The sequence below is a fragment of the Serratia sp. TSA_198.1 genome (assembly GCF_052686505.1).
This window is the reverse complement of sequence record NZ_JBQZFP010000002.1, coordinates 330,694-354,311: the sequence shown is the minus strand read 5'-3', so window position 1 is coordinate 354,311 and position 23,618 is coordinate 330,694. Positions and strand designations below refer to the sequence as shown.

Annotated in this window: 21 protein-coding genes; 3 read left to right on the top strand and 18 right to left on the bottom strand. The window is 58.3% G+C overall.

Going from position 1 to position 23,618, the window contains the following annotated elements; translation table 11 throughout:
- Positions 1–2: 2 nt before the first annotated feature.
- From ACUTSW_RS13065 to fabB, 7 genes are all read right to left on the bottom strand, one after another.
- Positions 3–3,122: an efflux RND transporter permease subunit gene (locus ACUTSW_RS13065; protein WP_020439507.1), complete on the bottom strand. Its 3,120-nt coding sequence runs from the start codon at positions 3,120–3,122 to the stop codon at positions 3–5.
- Positions 3,119–4,585 (bottom strand): efflux RND transporter periplasmic adaptor subunit, encoded by a 1,467-nt coding sequence (locus tag ACUTSW_RS13060; RefSeq protein ID WP_445584600.1) that lies wholly within the window; start codon positions 4,583–4,585, stop codon positions 3,119–3,121. Before ACUTSW_RS13060 ends, ACUTSW_RS13065 begins: the two co-directional genes overlap by 4 nt.
- Positions 4,582–5,841 (bottom strand): TolC family protein, encoded by a 1,260-nt coding sequence (locus ACUTSW_RS13055; RefSeq protein WP_445584599.1) that lies wholly within the window; start codon positions 5,839–5,841, stop codon positions 4,582–4,584. Before ACUTSW_RS13055 ends, ACUTSW_RS13060 begins: the two co-directional genes overlap by 4 nt.
- A 10-nt stretch (positions 5,842–5,851) precedes the next feature.
- On the bottom strand, positions 5,852–6,175 hold the full coding sequence (locus ACUTSW_RS13050) for a copper-binding protein (RefSeq protein ID WP_445584598.1): 324 nt from the start codon (positions 6,173–6,175) through the stop codon (positions 5,852–5,854).
- A 68-nt stretch (positions 6,176–6,243) separates the two neighbouring features.
- Positions 6,244–6,666 (bottom strand): hypothetical protein, encoded by a 423-nt coding sequence (locus ACUTSW_RS13045; protein ID WP_063201297.1) that lies wholly within the window; start codon positions 6,664–6,666, stop codon positions 6,244–6,246.
- 203 nt (positions 6,667–6,869) lie between these two features.
- Entirely contained in the window at positions 6,870–7,091 is a 222-nt protein-coding gene (locus tag ACUTSW_RS13040; protein ID WP_004947462.1) for a hypothetical protein, read from the bottom strand.
- Between the two features lie 205 nt (positions 7,092–7,296).
- Positions 7,297–8,511 (bottom strand): beta-ketoacyl-ACP synthase I, encoded by a 1,215-nt coding sequence (fabB, locus tag ACUTSW_RS13035; protein ID WP_062868132.1) that lies wholly within the window; start codon positions 8,509–8,511, stop codon positions 7,297–7,299.
- 170 nt (positions 8,512–8,681) lie between these two features.
- On the opposite strand from fabB, the gene mnmC reads away from it, so the two are divergent.
- Positions 8,682–10,703: a bifunctional tRNA (5-methylaminomethyl-2-thiouridine)(34)-methyltransferase MnmD/FAD-dependent 5-carboxymethylaminomethyl-2-thiouridine(34) oxidoreductase MnmC gene (gene mnmC / locus ACUTSW_RS13030; protein WP_445584597.1), complete on the top strand. Its 2,022-nt coding sequence runs from the start codon at positions 8,682–8,684 to the stop codon at positions 10,701–10,703.
- A 43-nt stretch (positions 10,704–10,746) separates the two neighbouring features.
- Here the strand turns inward: mnmC and ACUTSW_RS13025 are convergent, their stop codons facing one another.
- From ACUTSW_RS13025 to prmB, 6 genes are all read right to left on the bottom strand, one after another.
- Positions 10,747–11,028, bottom strand: coding sequence for a YfcL family protein (locus ACUTSW_RS13025; RefSeq protein ID WP_013813937.1), 282 nt, complete (start codon positions 11,026–11,028; stop codon positions 10,747–10,749).
- Positions 11,029–11,060: 32 nt separating this feature from the next.
- Positions 11,061–11,618, bottom strand: coding sequence for an elongation factor P hydroxylase (locus ACUTSW_RS13020; protein ID WP_062868134.1), 558 nt, complete (start codon positions 11,616–11,618; stop codon positions 11,061–11,063).
- Between the two features lie 66 nt (positions 11,619–11,684).
- Positions 11,685–12,485 carry a sulfite exporter TauE/SafE family protein gene (locus ACUTSW_RS13015; RefSeq protein WP_330761017.1) on the bottom strand — a complete coding sequence of 267 codons (801 nt, stop codon included), beginning with the start codon at positions 12,483–12,485 and terminating at the stop codon, positions 11,685–11,687.
- 3 nt (positions 12,486–12,488) lie between these two features.
- Positions 12,489–13,316 (bottom strand): penicillin-insensitive murein endopeptidase, encoded by an 828-nt coding sequence (gene mepA, locus ACUTSW_RS13010; protein ID WP_445584596.1) that lies wholly within the window; start codon positions 13,314–13,316, stop codon positions 12,489–12,491.
- A 5-nt stretch (positions 13,317–13,321) separates the two neighbouring features.
- Entirely contained in the window at positions 13,322–14,407 is a 1,086-nt protein-coding gene (gene aroC, locus ACUTSW_RS13005; RefSeq protein WP_062868136.1) for a chorismate synthase, read from the bottom strand.
- A 61-nt stretch (positions 14,408–14,468) separates the two neighbouring features.
- The gene (prmB, locus tag ACUTSW_RS13000) at positions 14,469–15,401 is read right to left on the bottom strand and encodes a 50S ribosomal protein L3 N(5)-glutamine methyltransferase (protein ID WP_006326964.1); all 933 of its coding nucleotides are present in this window, start codon (positions 15,399–15,401) and stop codon (positions 14,469–14,471) included.
- Between the two features lie 183 nt (positions 15,402–15,584).
- Here prmB and smrB point away from each other — a divergent pair, with 183 nt between their 5' ends.
- On the top strand, positions 15,585–16,115 hold the full coding sequence (gene smrB, locus ACUTSW_RS12995) for an endonuclease SmrB (protein WP_006326965.1): 531 nt from the start codon (positions 15,585–15,587) through the stop codon (positions 16,113–16,115).
- Positions 16,116–16,182: 67 nt separating this feature from the next.
- On the opposite strand, the gene sixA is transcribed toward smrB, so the two are convergent.
- From sixA to ACUTSW_RS12975, 4 genes are all read right to left on the bottom strand, one after another.
- Positions 16,183–16,665: a phosphohistidine phosphatase SixA gene (gene sixA, locus ACUTSW_RS12990; protein ID WP_004947495.1), complete on the bottom strand. Its 483-nt coding sequence runs from the start codon at positions 16,663–16,665 to the stop codon at positions 16,183–16,185.
- Positions 16,666–17,071: 406 nt separating this feature from the next.
- A complete protein-coding gene (gene fadJ / locus ACUTSW_RS12985) occupies positions 17,072–19,237 on the bottom strand; it encodes a fatty acid oxidation complex subunit alpha FadJ (RefSeq protein ID WP_241922261.1) in 2,166 nt (721 codons plus the stop codon).
- Positions 19,237–20,547, bottom strand: coding sequence for an acetyl-CoA C-acyltransferase FadI (gene fadI / locus ACUTSW_RS12980; RefSeq protein ID WP_445584595.1), 1,311 nt, complete (start codon positions 20,545–20,547; stop codon positions 19,237–19,239). Before fadI ends, fadJ begins: the two co-directional genes overlap by 1 nt.
- A 191-nt stretch (positions 20,548–20,738) precedes the next feature.
- On the bottom strand, positions 20,739–21,035 hold the full coding sequence (locus ACUTSW_RS12975; RefSeq protein WP_004947502.1) for a YfcZ/YiiS family protein: 297 nt from the start codon (positions 21,033–21,035) through the stop codon (positions 20,739–20,741).
- Positions 21,036–21,440: 405 nt separating this feature from the next.
- On the opposite strand from ACUTSW_RS12975, the gene fadL reads away from it, so the two are divergent.
- The gene (fadL, locus tag ACUTSW_RS12970; protein ID WP_445584594.1) at positions 21,441–22,718 is read left to right on the top strand and encodes a long-chain fatty acid transporter FadL; all 1,278 of its coding nucleotides are present in this window, start codon (positions 21,441–21,443) and stop codon (positions 22,716–22,718) included.
- Positions 22,719–22,824: 106 nt separating this feature from the next.
- Here fadL and mlaA read toward each other — a convergent pair whose 3' ends face one another.
- Positions 22,825–23,586, bottom strand: coding sequence for a phospholipid-binding lipoprotein MlaA (mlaA, locus tag ACUTSW_RS12965; protein ID WP_004947508.1), 762 nt, complete (start codon positions 23,584–23,586; stop codon positions 22,825–22,827).
- Positions 23,587–23,618: the final 32 nt, after the last annotated feature.

Genomic DNA, 23,618 nt, shown 5'->3' with positions numbered 1-23,618 from the left:
CATCATCCTTTGCGATGCAACAATAAGTACACCACCGGGACGACCAGCATCGACAACAACGGTGCACTGAGCATCCCGCCAATCATCGGGGCCGCAATGCGGCGCATCACTTCAGAGCCTGCACCGTTGCCCCACATGATCGGTAATAGCCCAGCCATGATGGTGGCGACGGTCATCACTTTTGGCCGCACCCGTAATACCGCCCCCTCGGCGATGGCGTCCATCAGCTGTTTTCGGGTGAGCGGTTGCCCCGGCTGACGGTGTTTTTCCAGCGCATGATTCAGGTACAACACCATGATCACGCCAAATTCCGCCGCCACCCCCGCCAGTGCGATAAAGCCCACCGCACCGGCCACCGAAAGGTTGTAGTTCAGCAGATACAGCAGCCACACGCCGCCTATGAGCGCAAACGGCAGCGTCGCCATGATCAACAGCGCATCACGCACGCTGCTGAAGGTAACAAACAGCAGCACGAAAATGATCGCCAACGTCACCGGCAGTACGATTTTCAATTGGGCGCTGGCACGTTCCAGATACTCAAACTGCCCGGACCAGCTCAGCGACACGCCCGCCGGCAGCTTAACCTGTTGCGCGACCGCCCGTTGCATCTCTTCCACCGCCGATTTGAGATCCCGTCCGCGCAGATCGACATAAATCCAGTTGGAGAGCCGCGCGTTTTCACTTTTCAGCATCGGTGGCCCTTCCGTGACACTAATGTCCGCCAACATCGACAATGGCACCTGACCACCGCCGGCGGTCAACACCGGCAACGCCTGCAGTTGCTGCACCGAATCGCGCACCTCACGCGGGTAGCGCACATTGATCGGATAACGCGCCCGGCCTTCGACGGTTTCGCCAATGTTCTCCCCCCCCACCAAGGTCGCCACCATGGATTGCAGCTCTTTCACCGAAACGCCGTAGCGTGCGGCGCGTTGGCGATCGATGTCAATGTCCACGTAACGGCCGCCGGTAATGCGCTCCGCCAGCGCCGAGGTGACACCCGGCACCTGTTTTACCACCTGCTCAATCTGCCCGGAAATCCGCTCTATGTCGGCCATGTTATTGCCATTCACCTTGATGCCAACCGGGCTTTTTATCCCGGTGGCCAACATGTCCAACCGATTACGGATCGGCGGAACCCAAACATTGGCAATGCCCGGTACCTTGACCACCGCGTCCAGCTCCGCCACCAATTTGTCCATGGTCATACCTGGCCGCCACTGGTCACGCGGCTTGAAGCGAAGGGTGGTTTCCAGCATGGTCAACGGCGCGGGATCGGTCGCGCTCTCCGCCCGCCCCGCCTTGCCGAATACCGTCGCCACTTCCGGCACGGTTTTGATCAGCCGGTCGGTCAGTTGCAGCAACCTGCTCGCCTCACGCGCCGACATGCCCGGTAATGACGATGGCATATAAAGCAGATCGCCTTCGTCAAGCTGCGGCATAAACTCGCTGCCCAATCGGCTAAGCGGATATGCCGTCAATAACAGCAATAAGCACGAAACCCCGAGCGTAGTTTTCGGCCGCGCCAACACCGCCGCCAACACCGGTTGGTACAGCCGAATCAGCCAGCGGTTAATCGGGTTGGCATGCTCGTCGGGAATACGGCCACGAATAAAGTAGCCCATCAGCACCGGCACCAGCGTAATGCCCAGGCCGGCGGCCACCGCCATGGCATAGGTTTTGGTGTAGGCCAGCGGGGAGAACATCCGCCCTTCCTGCGCCTGCAGGGTGAACACCGGAATGAAGGACAGCGTGATAATCAGCAAACTGCAAAACAGCGCCGGCCCCACTTCCACCGCCGCCTGCTCTGAAATGCGCCAATAATCCGTTGACGTCGGCTGCTGCCCGGGATGGCGTTGCCGCCACTGCTCCAGCACCTTATGCATGTTCTCAATCATGACGATAGCCGCGTCCACCATGGCACCAATCGCGATAGCTATCCCGCCCAGCGACATGATATTGGCGTTGACGCCCTGATAATGCATGACCACAAAAGCACCCAGAATGCCCAGCGGCAGCGTGATCATCGCCACCAGCGCCGAGCGGAAATGGAACAGGAACAGCGTGCACACCAAGGCCACCACGATAAACTCCTCAAGGAGCTTGTGGGACAAGGTTTCAATCGCGTGTTCAATCAGTTGGGAGCGGTCGTACACTGTCACAATTTCCACACCGGGCGGTAAGGTCTGCTGAACTTCCTGCAGCTTCACCTTCAGCGCGTTAATGGTCTCCAGCGCATTTTTACCGTAGCGCATCACTACGATGCCGCCCGCCACTTCGCCCTCGCCGTTCAGCTCAGCCACACCACGGCGGATCTCCGGCCCTTCGCGCAACGTCGCCACTTGCGAAAGCAGGATCGGCACGCCGTCACGCACGGTAATCACCACGTTGGCAAAGTCACTCCGCTTTTTCAGGTAGCCCGAGGTCCGCACCATATATTCCGCTTCTCCCATCTCCAGCACTGCGCCGCCGCCTTCCTGGTTGGCATCCTGAATGGCACTCACCACCTGTTGATGCGTGATATTCAGCGCGCGCAGGCTTGGCGGGTCCAGTACCACCTGATACTGACGAACCATACCGCCGACGCTGGCCACTTCAGCCACGTTAGGGACGGTTTTCAGTTCAAATTTCAGCGTCCAGTCTTGTAGCGCGCGCAAGTCGGCCAGGCTATGTTTCCCGCTTTTATCCACCAGAGCATATTCGTAAACCCAGCCGACACCGGTGGCGTCCGGCCCCAGAGCCACCTTCACCTGCGCCGGCAGCGAGGATTGCACCTGGCTCAGCGCCTCCAACACCCGCGAGCGTGCCCAGTAAAGATCGGTGCCATCCTCAAACAGCACGTAGACGTAAGCGTCGCCAAACATGGAAAAACCACGCACCGTTTTGGCTCCCGGCACCGTAAGTAGCGTGGTGGTCAGCGGATAGGTAACCTGATCTTCAATCACTTGCGGTGCCTTACCGGGGTAAGAGGCACGGACAATCACCTGTACGTCAGACAGGTCCGGCAATGCATCCAGCGGCGCTTTCTGCAATGCCCAAACGCCCCATCCAGCCAACAACACCGAAGCCAGCAGCACCAATAGCCGGTTGCGCAACGACCAACGGATCACGAAAGCAATCATAAATGGCCCCCATGCGCAGCGCCCGTCAGCACAATCTGACTGATATGCGAACCTTGGTCATCAACGGTAAAATCGATTTTCACCCTGTCGCCAGGCTTGATGCCGGCCGGCAACCCCGCCGACGGCAGGGCAAAATCCATGGTCATCGCCGGCCACTGCAGCTCCGGCACGGGGCCGTGGGACAGCGTTATGGCGCTCTCGCTTACGGCATCGACCACCCCCTCGGCCTGGTACTGTTTCAGCTCAGTTTGCGCCGCCATCTGCGGCAGGGCGCTGCGCATGTTGGCTTCGGAGTCGATCAGGAACTGGCCGGAGGTCACCACTTGTTGCCCGACGCTCAGCCCGCGTTTGATTTCCACCCAGCCATCCTGTGCACGCCCGGCCACCACCTCAACCGGCGTGAAATGCCCATTGCCTTCGGCGAGCAACACCCTATTGCGATCGCCGCTGCCGATCAGCGCCTCCTGCGGTATCGCCAACACCGGCTGACCGAGGGTACTGTGCGACAGCGTGAGTTGCAGGTACATGCCCGGCCGAAGTTTTTGCTGCGGATTTTTCAGCAGGATGCGCGCTTTGAAGGTTCGGGTCAGCGGATCGACATTGGCCAGCAGTTCGCTCACCTCGCCTTCAAATCTTTCACCAGGCCAACTGGCGGAGGCGGCCTGCACCTTATCGCCCACTTTCAGCAATCCGGCCTGCGCCTGCGGATAATCGGCAACGATCCACACCGGATCAAGGCTGGCTATCTCAAACAGCCCCTGCGCGGCGGTGACCTGAGCGCCTTCCAGAATGCTGAGCTTATTCACAAACCCATTTCCCGGTGCCGTGATCTTGACGCGCGGCTCGGGTTTACCCGTGCGCTCCACCTGCCGAATCACCCCCTCGGGCATAAACAGCAGTTGCAACCGCTGGCGTGCAGCGGCGCTTAACGCGGTGTCTCCCAGTTGGCGTACCGCCAGATACTCCTGCTGCGCCGCACTCCAGTCGGGGATCCACAGCTGCGCCAAGGCTTCGCCCTTTTTCACCTGTTGCTGGCTGGCACGCACGTAGAGTTTTTCCACCAGCCCGTTGGCGCGGGCAGCGATAATCTGAACTCCACGTTCATCGGTCGCGACGCTGCCGAAAGCGCTCAGTTGCGGCTCCAGTTGGCGCAATTGCGCAGCTTCGGTGCGAACGCCCAGGTTCTGCTGTTGGCGGGCGCTGATGGTCACGCCGCCCTCGGGCTCTGCCTCATCGGCATAGCGCGGCACCAGTTGCATATCCATAAAAGGCGATTTACCCGGTTTGTCAAAACGCTGTCCCGGCATCATCGGGTCGTACCAATAAAGCACCTGTCGCTCACTCTTGGCGGCCGGCGCGGGCGCGTCTCCCCCCGCTGCGCCAAACCAGTATCCCGCCAGCCCACTGCCGATCAGCGCCGCTAACAGCGCCGCTAACAGCGCCAGCTTGAATTGTATTTTCATTGCATCGATTCCTGAGGGGTGAGATAGCGAATGGCGGCCCAAATCTGCGCCAGTTCCCTGGCGGCCTTACCGGCGCTGAGGCGGCTGTCGAGCAGCGCCCGCCGCGCTTCCAGCACCGCAGACAGGTCGTTTTTACCGCTGCGATATTGCGCTAACAACAGGCTCACTCGCTGTTGCTGCAGGGGAATGACCTGACGTTGCTGGCGCTGCCACTGCGCCTGCGCTGCCTGATACTGCGCCAACAGCGTATCGAGCTGTGCCTGATGGTCGCGGATCAACAGCGTCACCCGATCGTTGGCCTCCATGCTGCGGGAAACATCGGCGGCATAGTCCTTGTCCTGCCGCTGTGCGCGGAACAACGGCAAATCGACGGTAAACATCACCCCGGCCAGATCCTCGTAATCGTCGGCGCGCTTGCCGTAATACACCTCAACACCGACATCCGGTATTGCCGCCACCGCTGATTGAGCCGAGCGCGCTTTGGCAACGTCAGCCTCGCGGCTGGCTTGCAGCACTTCGGGATGCTGCCTGATGGCCTGCCGCAATACGTCGCTGTCGGCCGGTAAACGCTCAAAGCGCGGCATCGCCCCAGCAGTATCCGTTGCAGACAGGCCGGTCAGTTGCGCCAGGCGTGCCTGCGCGACAGCAACGTCACGCTGCGCCTCGCTGATGCGATCCTGCATGCTCAGCAGCGTCAGCCTGGCGTCCAGTACGCCGCTCGCAGACGTTCCACCGCCGGCCACGGCAGCATGCTGAGTGGCGATCTGACGTTCACTCTCCGCCACCAGCGCTGAGGCATCACTCAAGGTTTGTCGGCTCAACGCCAGCGCCAGCCACGCCTGCGCAGTTTGTTGCTGTAGACGAGCGCGAAGGGTGGCGCTGCCTGCATCTGTCTGGCTGGCTTCGGCACGCAAGGTGTCCGCTTTACGCTGACGTTTGGTGCCGCTGACGTAATCCTGCATGATGCCGATTCGCCCCATGGTCATGCCTTCGCGGGTAAAACGCTGGGCGTTACCGCCCTGCACCGGCACATTTTCAATACCGAACTTCAGCTTGGGATCGGGCAACTGCATCGCCGAATCCGCCATGTTCTGCAAGGCGTTCACCTGATGCCGATTGGCGGACAGTTCCGCAGAATAACCTTCCGCCGCCGTCAGCGACTGCTGTAAGGTCAGTTCCGCCGCCTGAGAAACCGGTGCCCAACAGGCGAGCAGCAGCCAGCCCACCCGTAGAGGGTGAGAAATGATAATGGTCATGGTGCCTCCGTTATTGCCGAGCGGCAGCGACAGCGATCAGCCGGTAACCGCCGTCGATCGGCAGAAAGCTGAAGTCAACCGCGGTACCCACCGGCAATGCGGCGAAGGAAGGCGCTGGTGGGAGCAGGAAACTCATGGTCATTGGCGGCCAATCAAGCGCAGGAATGGCCTGGTGAGCGATGGACACCTTCCGCACATCCCAGGCTTTGATGATGCCCTGACTGTGGATTTCGACGGTCGGTTTGGCGGCAGGATCCTGCATCGCCCTATCGGCAGCGCTGGCGGTAAAGGCAAAAAAAAGGGTGAACACTACGACGACAAATACATTACGCATAACGGGTACTCCATAAAATAGTTAACAAACGCGGAAAACCGTCGGGGACGGCAAAGCGGTTGTCAGAGCTATTCACGGAACCGGCAGAAAACAATCTCTGCCGGCGGGCCTGTTATTGGCGGCGTTTGCCAGGTATTGGACGAGGTAGAACGTGACGGGAAAGGCGTAATGACGGCCAATTCGCCGCTGGTGGGCAAAGCAGCTAACGTCAGGTTGGTGTGATCCTGTTGGGCTGACTCAGGTACGCAGTGTTTCTCGCATAGCGGCTCTTGGGCCTGTATCTGCTGCTGCGACGGCACGCTGTTTTGCATATGCATCATATGCTGTGCCATCGGCGCTTCGCCGCTGAACTGCAGGTTGCAGTTATGGCTGGCCAGCGCCAGCTGGGTATTCAACAACAGCCAGCTGACGACCCATAACCATGCACAGGCCCGCTTTTTAGCGAAGCGCAGACGGTGCATGGATAAGGATATGGACGTCAAAGCCGACATCAGATCATTCCAACGGATGAGATAGCGGGAGTATATCGACCCAGGGCAGGAGCAGGAATGGAATTTACACCCGCTGACAAAGCGGTATTCGTCAGCGCACCAGAAATAAAAATACCATGACTTCAATCAACTGGCGGCTCATCGCCCAAAGAAAAAGCCCAGCAATGGCTGAGCTTTTTGCGGGGACATTCACCGACAGGCGATTATTTGGTTAACGCGATAATACCCAGCGTCAGGCCGGCAACCGCCGCCGCACCACCGGCGATAGCGCCCGCGGTTTCCCAATTATCCTGCGTCGTGCCCTTCATGCAGGTGTTGGTGTGCACCAAACGCCCCTGATCGTCATAAACCGGGACACAAGGTGACTCAGTCGCGCACCCCGCCAGAAACACTGACAGCAACCCAACCGCAATTAACTTTTTCATACTCATGCCTCAAGGTTCGATCACTCTGAAAACGCTACGCCGAGTGATAATCGCGTTATCGGGCTATTGTATGCGTAAAAGGCTGAACGAGGCGTTAATGATCCGTCAAAAGATGTAATTTGGGATAACTCTGAACGGGCAGCGACAGGCAGTAAAAAGCCCGCAGCAAAGCGGGCTTGATCAACTGGCATGGATTACGGCTAAATTACTTTTGCAGCTTACGCATGACCAGCGTGGCGTTGGTGCCGCCGAAACCGAAGCTGTTGGACATCACGGTGGTCAGCTCGCGTTTGGTCGGCTGAGTCACGATGTTCATGCCAGCGGCTTTCTCATCCAGATTATCGATGTTGATGCTCGGCGCGATAAAGCCGTGCTCAACCATCAGCAGGCTGTAGATCGCTTCCTGCACGCCCGCGGCACCCAGAGAGTGACCGGTCATGGCCTTGGTGGAAGAGATAGCCGGGGTGTTGTCGCCAAACACTTCGCGAATGGCACCCAGCTCTTTCACGTCGCCCACCGGCGTGGAGGTGCCGTGCACGTTCATGTAATCGATTGGGGTATCAACGCCTTGCAGCGCCATCTTCATGCAGCGCACTGCGCCTTCGCCCGAAGGCGCTACCATGTCAGCACCGTCGGAAGTCGCACCGTAGCCGATGATTTCCGCATAGATGTGCGCGCCGCGCGCCAGAGCGTGTTCCAGCTCTTCAACCACCACCATACCGCCGCCACCGGCGATGACGAAACCGTCACGCGCAGAGTCGTAAGTACGGGACGCTTTTTCAGGGGTTTCATTGTAGCTGGTGGACAGTGCGCCCATCGCATCGAACTCACAGGCCATTTCCCAGCACAGTTCTTCACCGCCGCCGGCAAAGACCACGTCCTGCTTGCCCAGTTGGATCAATTCCACCGCGTGACCGATGCAGTGTGCAGAGGTTGCGCAGGCAGAGCTGATGGAGTAGTTAACGCCACGAATTTTGAACGGGGTTGCCAGGCAAGCGGAAACGCCTGAAGCCATGGCCTTGGTCACCATGTAAGGACCAACGCCGCGCAGGCCTTTGGCGCGCATGCCGTCGGAACCGGCAACCTGGTTGCGCGGAGAGCCGCCACCAGAGCCAACCACCAGACCGGTGCGATCGTTGGAAACCTGATCGGCAGCCAGACCGGAATCCTTGATGGCTTCTTCCATGGAAAGATAGGCATAAACGGACGCGTCGCTCATAAAACGCATCACTTTACGGTCGATCAGACCGGTAGTGTCCAGTTTAACATCGCCCCATACGTGACTACGCATGCCGGAATCTTTCAGCTCCTGGGAGAAAGTGATCCCAGAACGTCCTTCCTGCAGGCTCGCCAGGACCTCCTGCTGGTTGTTACCAATGCTGGAGACGATTCCCAGGCCAGTAATCACTGCACGTTTCATTCAGTACCTCTTCCACAATTTTACATTCGGGATTTTGCATCGCACTTTAGCGTACAGATGTACGCCGAACAAGTCCGATCAGCGTTTTTCAGCTTTATTCTTATCCAGTTTGCGCCATTTCGCTAGCCCCGTTAGAATCCCGTCACCCCTTGAGTTACGAGCAACTAACCGTGAACCACGCCCCGATCCAAACCGCAGCGTTATCCTGGAACGAACAGGGTACACCTGTTTCGAAACAGTTTGATGACGTCTACTTTTCTAATCAGGATGGGCTGGAAGAAACCCGTTACGTATTTCTCAAGGGCAACCGGCTGCCGCAGCGTTTTAGCGAGCACCCGCGCCCACTGTTTATCGTCGCGGAAACCGGCTTTGGCACCGGGCTCAACTTTTTAACCCTTTGGCAGGCGTTTGCCGGTTTTCGTGCTGCAATGCAAGATGCCCCGCTGCAACGGCTGCATTTCATCAGTTTTGAAAAATTCCCGCTGTTGCACGCCGATCTGGCGGCCGCGCACGCACGCTGGCCGGAACTGGCCCCCTATGCCGATGAGCTCCGCGCTCAGTGGCCGCTGCCGTTGCCGGGCTGCCACCGCCTGCTGCTGGCTCAGGGCCGCATTACGCTGGATCTGTGGTTCGGCGACGTCAACGCGCTGCTGCCGCACTTTGACCCCAGCATGAATCACCAGGTCGACGCCTGGTTCCTCGATGGCTTTGCGCCGGCGAAAAACCCGGATATGTGGACTGAGCAGCTGTTCGCCGCCATGGCGCGTTTCGCCCGGCCGGGAGGCACCTTAGCCACTTTTACCGCCGCAGGTTTTGTACGGCGCGGGTTGCAACAGGCGGGTTTTGAGGTAGCAAAGAGCAAAGGTTTCGGTCAGAAACGCGAAATGCTGATCGGCGAGTTACCCGCCAATGCGCCAGCCTTGCCGCATCCCTCGCCCTGGTTCCTGCGCCCGGCGGCGGAAAACACTGACGATATCGCTATCATCGGCGGCGGCGTCGCCAGCGCGCTTACCGCCCTCGCCCTGCTGCGCCGTGGCGCGAAAGTGACGTTATACTGCGCCGATCCGCAACCGGCCGAAGGCGCATCGGGCAACCGTCAGGGCGCGCTCTATCCGTTGCTGAACGGCCGCGGTGACGCGCTGGAAACCTTTTTCAGCGCCGCCTTCCCGTTTGCCCGTCGACTGTACGATGCGCTGTTGCAACAGGACGTGGCATTCGATCATCAATGGTGCGGCGTCAGCCAGTTGGCCTTTGATGAGAAGAGTGCCGGGAAAATTGCCAATATAGTGGCGGTTGAATGGCCTTCGGCGCTGGCGGCACCGGCCGATCGCGCCACGCTCAGCGCGCTGTGCGGCGTAGACAGCGGTTTCGGCGGCATCAGCTACCCGCAAGGCGGTTGGCTATGCCCGGCGGAGCTGACGCGGGGCGCCATTGCGTTGGCGCAACGTCAGGGGATGCGTTGCCATTACGAGTACGACGTAAACAACCTCATACACACAGACGGCAATTGGCAGCTCGGCTTCGGCAATGGCGAAACCCGCCGGCATGCCACGGTCATTCTGGCCAATGGCCACCGCCTTTCCGAGCTGGCGCAAAGTGAAGCGCTGCCGGTATACGCGGTACGCGGCCAGGTTTCCCATATTCCTACCACCCCGGCGCTGAGCGAATTGAAGCAGGTGCTGTGTTACGACGGCTATCTGACGCCGGTCAATGCTCATAATCAACAGCACTGTATCGGCGCCAGTTACCAGCGCGGCGATACCGCCACTGAATACCGCGAGGAAGAGCAGCAGGATAACCGAGCGCGTCTGTTGCGCTGCCTGCCGGAACAAGCATGGCCACGAGAGGTGGACGTCAGCGCGCACCATGCCCGCTGCGGCGTGCGCAGCGCTACCCGCGATCACCTGCCGATGATTGGCGCAGTGCCGGACTATCAGGCCACGCTGAAGCAGTATCAGGATTTGCAACGCCGCCGTCAGCTTGGCGAAACCGTGGCAGACGCCCCGCTTTATCCCAACCTGTTTGTTCTTGGTGCCCTGGGTTCACGCGGGCTGTGTTCGGCACCGCTGGCGGCAGAGATCCTGGCGGCGCAGCTGTTTGGCGAACCCTTGCCGGGCGACGCGGAGATGCTGGCGGCGTTGAATCCGAACCGGATGTGGGTGAGGAAATTGCTAAAGGGGCGCGCGGTTTAATGCAGACGTTACAGGGCGCTTTTGAAGCGCCCTGTGATGGGCATCAGGCGGTCGGCAGTGCGGTCTGGTACAGATTTTCCCACATGCCGCGCACCAAAATCTGGTCCGGCGGCGACAACTCACCGGCGGTGATGGCTTTGTGCAGACTGTTTTCCACCCGCGCTTTCAGCGCTTCGGCGGTGTGCTCGCCGTGCTCTTCCGCCTCTGCCACCGCCAGCGTCAGATGACCGCGCAGGTAGCCACCGGCAAACAGTTCATCATCGCTGGCGTGCTCTACCATGTCATCAATCAGCGCCAGAATGCGCGCTTCAAATTCTGCGATCATCAAATTTCCTCTTTAAATAGCAAGCTGTGGCGTTAACAGAAATCTTCCGGATAGGGAAAATGCCCGGCGGCCAGCGGGGGCGTATTGTAGAACGATTGTAACGCCTGAATAAAGCGCGCGGGTCTTGTGGGTATTCCCTGTTCCAGCAGTGACAGCACCCGGTCGCGCACCTTGCGCTGGAAGGCGATACGATCCGGCTCGCAGTCGCCGTTCAGGTTGTCGCAGCTGACGTTGAACGGGAAACCGGCGGCCATGCAAAACATCCACTCCAGCGCCTGCGGTTTGATTTCTACCGCTTCGAATTCGCTTTGCGTTTGCGCATCGCGCCCATCCGGGCAATACCAGTAGCCGAAATCCACCAATTTGCGTCGTTCTTCACCGGCAATGCACCAGTGCGAGATCTCATGCAGGCCGCTGGCGTAAAAGCCATGGGCAAAAACGATGCGGTGGTACGGCAGTTCATCGTCGGCCGGCAGGTAAATCGGCTCATCATCGCCCTTGACCAACCGCGTGTTGTAGTCTTCGCTAAAGCATTGATTAAATATATCAATCAGCTGCTCGTATTGATGGGTAGTCTGTGTGTCTGACATAAATAAAAACTCTATAACCACAAAAATAAAGTGGTAATTATTCCACTTTAGTGCTCTCTCGGCATGCTAAATATGCAGCGCCAGCCACTGCTGAATTTCCGCGCCGTGGTTGTCGTACAACAGTTTGCAACTCATCACCAGCGAGACGATGACGATCATGGGCCGAATCAGCTTCTGCCCGCGGGTCATCACCATATGTGCGCCCAGGCGTGCGCCGAGCACCTGCCCTATCAGCATCACCAGGCCAATGCCCCACACCACTTTGCCGCCGATGATAAAAAACGTCAGGCCGCCAACGTTGGAGGTGAAGTTCAGCACCTTGGCGTGCGCGGTGGATTTGGCCAGATTGAAGCCGCACAAGGTCACGTAGGCCAACGCATAGAACGAACCGGCGCCAGGACCGAAGAAGCCGTCATAAAAACCGACGCAGCCACCGGCCACCAGCCCGAACGGCAACGCGCTCAGGCGGCGCTGCCGATCGTTTTCCCCCAGACGCGGGGTCAGCAAAAAGTACAGGCCGATGCCAATCACCAGCAGCGGCAGCATTTGTCGCAGCAGATCGGCGCGCATATGCTGCACCAGAATCGCCCCGGCGATGGAGCCGATCAGCGCCAGCAGGATCGTCAGTTTCTGATCGTTAAGATCCACCGCCCGCCGGCGGATAAAGTACAGGCTGGCGGAAAACGAACCGCCCACCGACTGCAACTTGTTGGTTGCCAGCGCCTGCGCCGGGGAAACACCCACCGCCAGCAGTGCCGGCACGGTCAGCAAGCCGCCGCCTCCGGCAATGGAATCGATAAAACCCGCCAGCAACGCCACCACGAACAAAACCCCGAGCATCTCGGGGCCAACGACGAACCAATCCATTTATTATTCCGCAGCGAAATGGTTATCCAACAAAGCCTGACAGGAAGGCGGCAATGGCGGTGGGACCGGCTTGCCCGGTTTGGCGCTGGGTTGATGCGGCACGAACCAGCTCGCCAGCTCCGCCCCACAACCATCGCCCGGCGGCGGGGTATCTTGTTCTTGACACTCTAGGCTGCCTGCCGGACAACGCAGACGCACGTGCATGTGCGCGCGGTGGCCGAACCACGGCCGCACCTTGTGCAACCAGTCGCGGTCGGCGCCGGCATCCAGACACAGGCGTTGCTTGATCGCCGGGTTGACGAAGATGCGCGTCACTTCCGCATCCTGCGCCGCCATTTTGATCAGAGATTCAATCTGCGGTTGCCATTGACGCGCCACGACCTGTTTGCCGTCGCCGGAAACCAGATCGATCGGCTGCGGTTTTAGCAGTTGCTGCGCGCTCCAGCGCTGGCGCGGCAGTTGCAGCCAGATGTCGACATCCAACCCGGACTGATGGCTGGCGTGACCGCTGCTAAAGCGCCCGCCGGCCGGCATCGCCATATCGCCGATCAGCACCGTGCCCAGCGCTTTTTGGTTGGCTTTGCTGCTCAGGCGCTGAATGAACGCCAGCAGATCGGGGTGGCCGAAATAGCGGCGCTGATCGGGGCGCATCACCTGATAATCCGGTGAGTTCAGCGGCAACGGCTGGGCACCGACGATACAACCATTGGCAAAACCGCCAATCGCCTGTGGCGCACCGGCCACCGGGCTCCCGATTTTCTGCCACGGCGTCAACGCCATGGCAGAACCTGACGCCATCAAGGCAACGATGCCTAACATCCAGTTTTTCATCGCAATTACCAGCGCGGAACGTTAGAAACCACATCACCGTTTTGCGCACGCTGGCGCAGCAGGTGATCCATCAGCACAATCGCCATCATCGCTTCGGCGATCGGAACCGCGCGAATGCCTACGCAGGGATCGTGACGGCCACGGGTAACCATTTCTACCGCTTCGCCCTGGCGATTGATGGTACGGCCCGGCACCATGATGCTGGAGGTCGGTTTCAACGCCAGATGAGCGACCACCGGTTGGCCGCTGCTGATACCGCCGAGAATGCCGCCCGCATGGTTGCTCTGGAAACCTTCAGGCGTAATTTCGTCGCGGTTTTCGCTACCGCGCTTGGTCACCACGGCAAAACCGTCGCCGATTTCCACGCCTTTTACCGCGTTGATGCTCATTAACGCATGCGCCAGATCGGCGTCCAGGCGGTCAAACACCGGTTCACCGAGGCCCACCGGCACATTTTCGGCAACTACGCTGACCTTGGCACCGATCGAGTCGCCCTCTTTTTTCAGCGCGCGCATCAGTTCGTCCAGCGCTTCCAGCTTGTCCGGATCCGGGCAGAAGAACGGGTTCTGTTCGACCTGATCCCAATCTTTCAGTTCACAGACCACGTCGCCGATCTGCGCCAGATAGCCGCGCACCTGTACGCCGAATTTCTGCTGCAGGTATTTCTTGGCTATCGCCCCGGCCGCTACGCGCATCGCGGTTTCACGCGCCGAAGAACGGCCGCCGCCACGGTAATCGCGTACGCCGTATTTCTGCTCGTAGGTGTAATCTGCATGGCCCGGACGGAACACATCTTTGATGGCGCCGTAGTCCTGCGAACGCTGGTCGGTGTTTTCAATCATCAGCCCGATGCTGGTACCGGTCGTCACGCCTTCGAACACGCCGGAAAGAATGCGCACCTGATCCGGTTCGCGGCGTTGAGTGGTATAGCGCGAAGTCCCCGGACGGCGGCGGTCCAGATCGTGCTGCAAATCGGCTTCGGTAAGCGGGATACCCGGCGGTACACCGTCTACGATACATCCCAGCGCCACACCGTGAGATTCACCAAATGTGGTGACGCGGAAAATCTGCCCAATACTGTTTCCTGCCATCACGGCTCCTTACCGTTAATGATTATCTTTGTGGGCCCGTCAGAACAGGCCCGAAGAAGTCTTAGCTGCGGTAGATGCTGAAGTGTTCTTTGCAATCGACCAGTTGCTGTTTGGTCAGCATGAATACGCCGTCACCGCCGTTGTCAAACTCCAGCCAGGTGAACGGAATATCCGGATATTGTTCCATCAGATGTACCATGCTGTTGCCCACTTCACAAATCAGCACGCCGTCGTCGCTCAGGTAATCCGGCGCGCAGGCCAGAATGCGGCGCACCAGCTTCAGGCCGTCGCTGCCCGCCGCCAGGCCCAGTTCCGGTTCAAAGCGGAACTCCTGCGGCAGATCGGACATGTCTTCCGCATCCACATACGGTGGGTTGGTGACGATCAGATCGTACTGGATCGCGGGAACGTCGCGGAACAGATCGGAGCGGATCGGGATAACCTGATGCTCGACGCCATGCGCCTGAATATTGCGCTCGGTCACCGCCAGCACGTCGCTGGAGATATCCACCGCATCCACTTCCGCTTCCGGGAAAGCGTAACCGCAGGCGATGGCGATGCAGCCGCTGCCGGTGCACATGTCCAGAATGTGGCGCGGTGGGTGCGGGATCAGCGCGCTGAAGTGATCGTTGATCAGTTCGCCAATCGGCGAACGCGGCACCAGCACACGTTCATCGACATAGAACTCCATGCCGCAGAACCAGGCTTTATTGGTCAGGTAAGCTACCGGAATGCGCTCGTTGACGCGGCGAATCACGCGTTCAACGATGCGATGGCGCTCGCTGGAGGTCAAACGTGCGGTGTGCATGTCCTCTGGAATGTCCAGCGGCAGGAACAGGGTTGGCAGCACCAATTGCACCGCTTCGTCCCACGGATTATCAGTTCCGTGACCATAGTAGATATTGGCGGCATTGAAGCGGCTCACCGCCCAGCGCAGCATATCCTGAATGGTGTGCAGTTCATTCACTGCTTCGTCGACGAAAATTTTGTCCAATTTGCCCTCCGGCAGGCACTGTGATTCATGATTTAGCCGCATAGTTTGCCATGAAGCCCGCGACAAATCAGCAGCAATAGTCGCGTTAAGACATTCTCATTTTCATTCGGACGGGAGTTTTGCGTCGACAGATACCCGCGACACGGTAAACTATCGTGATAAATGATTTCCGGTGAATAAAAAATGAAGAACAAGCACCCTCTGAGCAAAGATGAATTGCAGCTCTTCAGAGAGTCGATAGCAAGCGCAAAAAAACTGCGTCAGGATACCGTTGTCCACCCCAAACCCAGGCCAAAAACCCGGCAAATGGCGCCGCAGCGCCTGCTGCAGGAACAGGTGGATGCCAGCTATTATTTCTCGGATGAATACCAACCGCAGTTGGAAGAGGAAGGACCGACACGCTACGTGCGTCCCGGCTACAGCGCGTTTGAGCTAAAAAAACTGCGGCGCGGCGATTATTCACCAGACCTGTTTCTCGATCTGCACGGCCTGACCCAAATGCAGGCCAAGCAGGAGCTGGGCGCACTGATTGCCGCCTGCAAGCGTGAACATGTGCACTGCGCCTGCGTCATGCATGGCCACGGCAAGCACATTCTCAAACAGCAGACGCCGCTGTGGCTGGCGCAGCACCCTGACGTACTGGCGTTCCACCAGGCTCCCAAGGAATGGGGCGGCAACGCGGCGATTTTGTTGCTGGTCGAACTGGCCGAGTAAACGGCAAAAATGACAAAGGGCGATGTTAAACATCGCCCTTTTCTGGTGGGACCCAAGACACGGCGTCCTACACTTTAGCCATCACCTGCGACGGGCTGACCTGCCATTCAAACTTGCCGTAGCTGCCGTCGGCCGCCAGATCGACATTGGCGATCGCGGAGGTCGCAAACATCGGCGGGCATTCGCCCGGACAGAGTTCGGCAACCAGATAACCCACCAGCGGCAAGTGGGAGACGATCAACACGGAGCTGACCCCCTGCTGTGCCAGCGCCTGTAGATAACTCCCCACCAGACCGGCATCACCGCCCGGCGTCAGCTCAGGCAGCACTTCTTCGCTTTCCGGCAGCGCCAAGGCTTCGCGCACCGTTTCCAGCGTCTGTTCGGCCCGCAGGTAGGGGCTGACCAGTACTCGTTCAATATCCACAGACTTGGTGTTTAACCAGGCCGCCATCTGACGTGACTCATCACGGCCACAAAGGGTAAGAGGTCTTACCGAATCGCTGGCCGCATCAAGTGCCGCCTCTCCGTGACGCATAATCAAAACTTGCATATTGCACCGCTGTTGTTGACAAAATAACGCTATACAGAAACGCCGAGCGTGCTGTATCGCCGAGTTTTACAACCCCAAAGCAAAAGCTTTGAAACGATAACGCGCCGTCTCTTTTATGGCGGCCGGGCATTTTGCCTGAAAGTTCACGTAAAGAAAACGCTGTTTTTTACATCAACATCGTCCTGACATGAATATGGCGCTCACATAACAACCAATTCAACGGGTTAAATTTTAACCTTTCCATCATGAAACTTATTGATGGCGATCAGTCTTTCGTCGCTATCCGGTTACGTTACCCCCTCGCTATCTCCCTGTATAGCGCCCAGGATTGCAGGTATTTCAAGGAGTGATAACGATCACACTGCGCCCTGATCCAACTCTAGTACAAATCAGGGCGCCGCGCCGCTCACTCCCCTTGCGGATAAAAGCGTTCGCCCTGCTGCGCCATGCGCTGCAAGCGTTCGCAGGGGGCAAAGTTTTCGCCGTATTGCTGCTGCAGATATTGCAGCGTTTTAACCACCTTCTCTGCGCCGAGCTCGTCCATATAACGGAACGGCCCCCCGAGGAACGGCGGAAAACCGATACCGAAGACCGCGCCGATATCCCCATCGCGTGCGCTGCGAATCACGCCTTCTTCCAGGCAACGCGCCGCTTCATTCAACATCATCATTACGCAGCGCTGGGCGATGACCGCCGGCTGCAAATGCGACTTCGGCGTGATACCCAGCAGAAGATATACCGAAGTATCGGCGCGCTTGCCCCGCTGACGTTGCTGACCTTCGCTCGGATACAGGTAGAAACCCCGGCCGTTTTTACGCCCTTTGCGCCCGTCTTTCAGTACCGCATCGAAGGCGGCCGGCGCGGCGAAACGCGGCCCTAGCTGTTCCACCAACACCGGGATAATCTTGGTGCCTACATCAATGCCCACTTCATCGAGCAGGGTAATCGGCCCCACCGGGAAACCGAAATCCACCAGCGCCTTGTCCAGCGATTCGATCGGTTCGCCTTCCAGCAGACAGCGCGCCGCTTCATTTATATAAGGAGCCAGAATGCGGTTGACGTAAAAACCGGCGCGATCGGCGACCACGATGGCCGTCTTGCCCTGTTTGTGCGCCAGCGCCACGGTGGTGGCAATGGTTTCCTCGCTGGTAGAAGCATGAGGGATCACCTCTACCAACGGCATTTTGTCGACCGGGCTGAAATAATGCAGGCCGATCACCTGCTGCGGCCGCTGCGCTTTGGCGGCAATCTGGCCAATCGGCAATGACGAGGTATTGGAGGCGAAAATGGTATGCGGCGCGGCGTGCTGTTCAATCTCGGCCACCATGTTCTGCTTCAGGGCCAGATCCTCAAACACCGCCTCCACCACGATATCCACCCGTTCAAAGCCGGTGTAATCGGTCGAGCCGGAGATCAGCGTCATCTGTTTTTGCCGTTCCGCCGGACGCATGCGTTTGCTGCGCACCCGCTTGCCAAGCACATCCCAGCTGTATTTCAGCGCGTGGGTGATGCCGGTTTCATTCACGTCTTTAATTCGTACCGGCAGGCCGCCGCGCGTGGCGGTTACGCAGGCAATCCCGCCGCCCATCAGGCCACCGCCCAGAATGCCGACGCGATGCAGAGCATGAGGTTGGGCATTGCCGCCGCGCTCTTTCTTCAAGGCGGTAGAGGCAAAGAACAGGCTGCGCAACGCCGCCGACTGCGGCGTCATGGCCAGTTCGCCGAAGGCCCGCGCTTCGGCTTCATAACCGCTGGTGCTGCCGCTGTCCAGGCCGGTACGCACCACCTGAATGATTTTTTCCGCCGCCGGATAGTTGCCGTGGGTTTTCTCCAGCGTTTTTTTGCGCACAATGCTGAACAACAGGCTTTTCCCCAGAGGGCCGTTGAGCAAGCGCTCCTGCCACGGCAGTGCACGCCGGCTCTGCCACCCCTGCTTGACCCGTTCAATGGCGGCCTGCAACAAAATCGCCTGCGGCACCGCATCGTCCACCAATCCCATCCGCAACGCCTGACGCGCACGGATATGCTTGCCGGTCAGCATCATGTCCAGCGCCTTGCTGGCGCCGATCAACCGTGGCAAGCGCTGGGTGCCGCCGGAGCCTGGCAGCAGGCCAAGCTGAACTTCCGGCAAGCCGAGAGCGGTTTTGTCATCCAGCGAACAAACGCGACCATGGCAGGCCAGAGCCAGTTCCAGCCCGCCCCCCAGGCAAGCGCCGTGAATAGCCGCCACCACCGGCACCGGGAAAGCGGCGATCTGCGCCAGCGTACTTTGCCCTTTTTTCGCCAGCGTTTCGGCCTCTTTGGCGCTGGTGCAGGCGGCGATCATGGTGATGTCCGCCCCGGCGATAAACGAATCCGGCTTGCCGGAAATAATCACCAGCCCTTCCAGCGCAGTATGCTGTTGCGCGCGGATCAGTACGTCATTCACCTGCTCGACGAACTCGGCTTTCAGCGTATTGACCTTGTCACCCGGGACGTCGATGGTAATCACGCCGATGTTGTCCGGGCGCAGCGTCAGTTGAAAAGCCGAGGGTTTGGCCCGCTGTTCATGCAATGCGTTTTCAAAGCTCATCATTCCACCTCTACAATCATTGCGGCCCCTAACCCTCCGGCCGCGCAGGCGGTGGTCAGCCCCAATCCGCCGCCACGGCGTTTCAGCTCGTGCAACGTTTGGGTGATCATGCGCGCGCCGGTAGCGGCAAACGGGTGGCCATAGGCGATCGAGCCACCCAAGACGTTAAATTTATCCATATCCACTGTGCCAATCGCCCTGCTGCGCCCCAGCTTTTGTTGGGCGAATTCATCGCTGGCGAACATCTTCAGGTTTGCCAACGTCTGCGCGGCGAAAGCTTCGTGCATGTCAATCAGCGTCAGGTCGGCCAGGCCAATACCGGCGCGATCCAGCGCCAACGGCGTGGCGTAGGATGGCCCCAGCAGCATGTCTTCCCACACGTCGATGGCGGAAAAAGCAAAACTACGCAGGTAGCCCAGCGGTTGCAGCCCCAGTTCTTTCGCTCGCGATTCGCTCATCATCAGCACCGCCGCCGCGCCGTCGGTCAGCGGCGTACTGTTGGCCGCAGTGACGCTGCCATGTTTGCGGTCAAATGCCGGTTTCAGTTTAGCGTATGACGCCAGGCTGGAGTCTTTGCGAACATTGTTGTCTTCGCTGATTTGCGCGCGGTACGGCGGCACGTAAGCGGTCATGACTTCATCGCGCAGTAGCCCCTGTTCCCAGGCTTTGGCCGCCAGTTGGTGAGAGCGGTGCGCCAGCGCATCCTGCTCTTCGCGGGTGATGCCGTGGCTTTTCGCCATCTGTTCGGCGGTATCGCCCATGCGCAGGCCAGTCGAGTATTCCGCCACCGCCGGCGGCACCGGCAGCAGATCGCGGAACTTTAACCGGCTAAACAGTTTGAGGCGTTGCGACAGGGTGCGCGCCTTGTTGACGTCCACCAACGTACGCGCCAGCGCTTTGCTGACGCCGATCGGCAACACCGAGGAGGAATCGGCGCCGCCGGCAATGCCGATACTGATGCTGCCCGCCATGATGCTTTCCGCCACGTTGGCAATCGCCTGGAAACTGGTGGCGCAGGCGCGCGACACGCTGTACGCATCGGTGTGTACGCTCATGCCGGTGCCGAGGACAATTTCACGCGCGATATTCGGCGCTTCGGGCATTTGCACTACCTGGCCGAATACCAGTTGTTCGATAAGCGCCGGATCTATGCCGCTGCGGGCCAAGAGTTCGCTCACCGCCATTTTCCCCAGATCCACCGCCGGAATGCCGTGATAAGCGGTTGCCTGCTTGGCAAAAGGGGTACGCAGTCCATTTACAATCGCGATACGGTCACCGTAACGGGTCACCAACGGCAGTGCCTTACTCATAAACGCTCCTGAAAAAAATAACGTCAGCGCAACGGGCAAAAAGAGGTCTGACCTGATGAGGTCATTGTTAACCAAATGTTTACATTTGGCAAACCGTCAGAAGTGAAAACTGAGAGCAGGAGCAACTTTCTATTGGGGGGAAAACAGCGAGGCAGCGGCGCGGGTTTACCCCGCACCGTTTTGGGCGGGAATTAACGCAGGCCGAGCTGGAAAATCAGTGTTTCCGCCTGGCAGGCAAAGGTGAAGTCCGCAGTGAGTTGCACACCACCGTCAACCGGTTTAATGCTACTGCTGATGTCACAAGGGTCAGACTCCACGCCACGGGCTTTTTCCGTCAGCGCCGCCAGCGTTTTCTCGGCATCTGGTTGATTGGCAAACACCTGGCTGTAGGATGCAGTGCAATCGGTGTTGTCCATCACGGTACCGACATCAACACAGCAACAAGCTGCGGTTTCCTGGGCGCTGCATTTATTAATTGCATCGGACATGATTAATTCTCCTCAGGGACCGCCATTACGCGAGTCCAAACTGCCATTAACTTTCTGGCGCAAAGACGCAAGATTCTGCGTTTATTTTACCCCGCAGCGAAACCCATCGCTAGCACTTACTTTTTATAGGTGTTTTAAGTGATGGAAATCACAAATAAAAATCGACGTCTGCTAAGGAATGGTAAGAAGTTTGTTATTCACTGCTGGTTTTTTGTTAAGCAGATCTCTTTTTTGATACCAATTCTGAAATATCTCAAAAACAAAGTTGCAACATCCTAACAGGTCGGACCTATAATTCAGCCACTGGTCTGATTTGTCTGAATGATAACGGACCCTACAATCCCGCGCTCCTTGTTACCTTGTGTAACATAGTTTAAATAATAAACACATAATGAGGTTTTGGTCATGAGCCAGAAAAACCTATTTACTAAATCAGCTCTCGCAGCTGCAGTGGCAATTATTTCTTCAAACGTGTCTGCCGCAGGATTCCAGCTGAATGAGTTCTCATCAGCGGGTTTAGGACGTTCGTATTCTGGTGAAGGCGCCATCGCGGATACTGCAGCATCCGCCAGCCGCAACCCTGCCCTTTTGATGATGTACACCCGACCGGAATTCTCGATCGGTGCGGTATTTATCGATCCGGATGTAGACATCACCGGCAAGTCCCCTTCAGGCGCCAGCCTGGATTCCAAAAACATCGCGCCAACCGCCTGGGTGCCGAACCTGCACTATGTTCACCCGATTAACGATCAATTTGCCGTAGGCGGCTCGGTCACCAGTAACTATGGTCTGGCCACCGAATTCAACGACGGTTACACCGCAGGCGCTTACGGCGGCAAAACCGACCTGACCACGGTGAACCTCAATCTGAGCGGCGCCTATCGCCTGAACCAGCACTTCAGCTTCGGTCTGGGCTTTGACGCGGTTTACGCTAAAGCCAAACTTGAGCGTTATGCAGGCGAAAGCGGTGCAGCCCTCGGCATGCCCGCTGATACTCAAATCTCCCACCTGAAGGGTGACGAATGGGGCTACGGCTGGAACGCCGGCATCCTGTATGAAGTGGACGAAAACAACCGCTATGGCTTAACTTACCGCTCAGAAGTGAAAGTTGACTTCGACGGCGACTACAAAAGTAGCATCCCATCTCGTCTGAACCCATTGCAGGGCAGAACCGGTCTGCCATGGGGTACTGATGGCAATACCATTCCAGGCTCGCTGACCCTGAACCTGCCGGAAATGTGGGAAATCTCGGGCTACAACAAGGTTGCGCCGCAATGGGCTGTCCACTACAGCCTGGCTTATACCAGCTGGAGCCAGTTCCAGGAGCTGAAAGCCACCGGCAACAACGGCCAGACGCTGTTCGAGAAGCATGAAGGCTTCAGAGACGCCTACCGCATCGCGCTGGGTACCACTTACTTCTACGATGATAACTGGACCTTCCGCACCGGTATCGCATTCGATGACAGCCCGGTACCTGCCCAGAACCGCTCTATTTCAATCCCGGATCAGGACCGTTTCTGGCTGAGCGCCGGTACCACCTATGCGTTCAACAAAGACGCTTCGGTTGACGTCGGTGTTTCCTACATGCACGGCCAGAAAGTCACCGTCAAAGAAGGCCCTTACACCTTCGAATCGGTGGGCAAGGCCTGGTTGTACGGCGCCAACTTCAACTACCGTTTCTAAAGCGGTCGTTCAAAACGCTTAAGCGCCCTGCGGGGCGCTTTTTTGTTGCCGTTTTATAACAAAAAACCCGCCTGGCGGCGGGTTTTCATATTCTCTTGGCGAGGAATTATTTCGCTGAATCGATTTCGTCCAGATCGCCCTGGATCGCCTTGGCGTTCGGGTTTTCTTCCGCCTTCAGTGAACCGCCGCTCGCCAGGAAGTCGTGACGCTGGAAGTAGGCTTCACGCACCATCACGTAAGGATCGGAAGAGTTATGCAGCAGCCCGTCGGAATCCAGCAATTGGGCGCGGGTTTCAATCCCCTCAACCACCCATTTACCCGCCGACATCCAGAAGGTCAGGTAGCTCAGCACCGGATAGACCGTATCCGCCCAATCGCCGCCATCTTCACGCAAGGTGAAGCTGCCATAGGCAGGTAACATCACATAAGGGCCGTAGCCGACATTGTAATGCCCCAGCGTGCTGCCGAAACGGTTCGGTTCTTCGCGCGCCAGTTTCGGGTTCGCCATCCCCGCCACGTCGATCAGACCGCCCATCCCCAACAGCGTGTTGAGGAAGAAGCGGTTGAAGTGAATCATCCCGCGATACGGGTCGCCCTTCAGGAAGGCGTTGACCATGCTGGCAGGCTCTTCCAGGTTCGACGTGAAGTTACTTAAACCGTTACGCGCCGGCATGGGCACATAGTCGCGCCAGGCCACGGCCACCGGGCGCAATACGTACGGATCCAGGACGTTATAGTTAAAGTCGAACATCGTCCGGTTAAATCCTTCCAGAGGATCGGATCGCCCTTGTGGTTCATCTTGCGGCGCGCTGGCACAGCCCACCAATAGCACAGTTGCGAAAGCCAGCCCAGTCAGGCGAAAGTTCATATTTTTCTCCATGAAAATACGTTCGGTCTTTT

Coding starts and splice junctions, on each gene's coding strand:
- ACUTSW_RS12975 (WP_004947502.1), bottom strand. CDS start 21,035: ATGTCCGATGCAATTAATAAATGCAGCGCCCAGGAAACCGCAGCTTGT.
- ACUTSW_RS13055 (WP_445584599.1), bottom strand. CDS start 5,841: ATGACCATTATCATTTCTCACCCTCTACGGGTGGGCTGGCTGCTGCTC.
- sixA (WP_004947495.1), bottom strand. CDS start 16,665: ATGCAAGTTTTGATTATGCGTCACGGAGAGGCGGCACTTGATGCGGCC.
- fadL (WP_445584594.1), top strand. CDS start 21,441: ATGAGCCAGAAAAACCTATTTACTAAATCAGCTCTCGCAGCTGCAGTG.
- ACUTSW_RS13025 (WP_013813937.1), bottom strand. CDS start 11,028: ATGATCGCAGAATTTGAAGCGCGCATTCTGGCGCTGATTGATGACATG.
- fabB (WP_062868132.1), bottom strand. CDS start 8,511: ATGAAACGTGCAGTGATTACTGGCCTGGGAATCGTCTCCAGCATTGGT.
- ACUTSW_RS13015 (WP_330761017.1), bottom strand. CDS start 12,485: ATGGATTGGTTCGTCGTTGGCCCCGAGATGCTCGGGGTTTTGTTCGTG.
- ACUTSW_RS13060 (WP_445584600.1), bottom strand. CDS start 4,585: ATGAAAATACAATTCAAGCTGGCGCTGTTAGCGGCGCTGTTAGCGGCG.
- ACUTSW_RS13065 (WP_020439507.1), bottom strand. CDS start 3,122: ATGATTGCTTTCGTGATCCGTTGGTCGTTGCGCAACCGGCTATTGGTG.
- ACUTSW_RS13050 (WP_445584598.1), bottom strand. CDS start 6,175: ATGCGTAATGTATTTGTCGTCGTAGTGTTCACCCTTTTTTTTGCCTTT.
- ACUTSW_RS13020 (WP_062868134.1), bottom strand. CDS start 11,618: ATGTCAGACACACAGACTACCCATCAATACGAGCAGCTGATTGATATA.
- mepA (WP_445584596.1), bottom strand. CDS start 13,316: ATGAAAAACTGGATGTTAGGCATCGTTGCCTTGATGGCGTCAGGTTCT.
- ACUTSW_RS13045 (WP_063201297.1), bottom strand. CDS start 6,666: ATGTCGGCTTTGACGTCCATATCCTTATCCATGCACCGTCTGCGCTTC.
- aroC (WP_062868136.1), bottom strand. CDS start 14,407: ATGGCAGGAAACAGTATTGGGCAGATTTTCCGCGTCACCACATTTGGT.
- fadI (WP_445584595.1), bottom strand. CDS start 20,547: ATGAGTAAGGCACTGCCGTTGGTGACCCGTTACGGTGACCGTATCGCG.
- mlaA (WP_004947508.1), bottom strand. CDS start 23,586: ATGAACTTTCGCCTGACTGGGCTGGCTTTCGCAACTGTGCTATTGGTG.
- fadJ (WP_241922261.1), bottom strand. CDS start 19,237: ATGAGCTTTGAAAACGCATTGCATGAACAGCGGGCCAAACCCTCGGCT.
- ACUTSW_RS13040 (WP_004947462.1), bottom strand. CDS start 7,091: ATGAAAAAGTTAATTGCGGTTGGGTTGCTGTCAGTGTTTCTGGCGGGG.
- smrB (WP_006326965.1), top strand. CDS start 15,585: ATGAAGAACAAGCACCCTCTGAGCAAAGATGAATTGCAGCTCTTCAGA.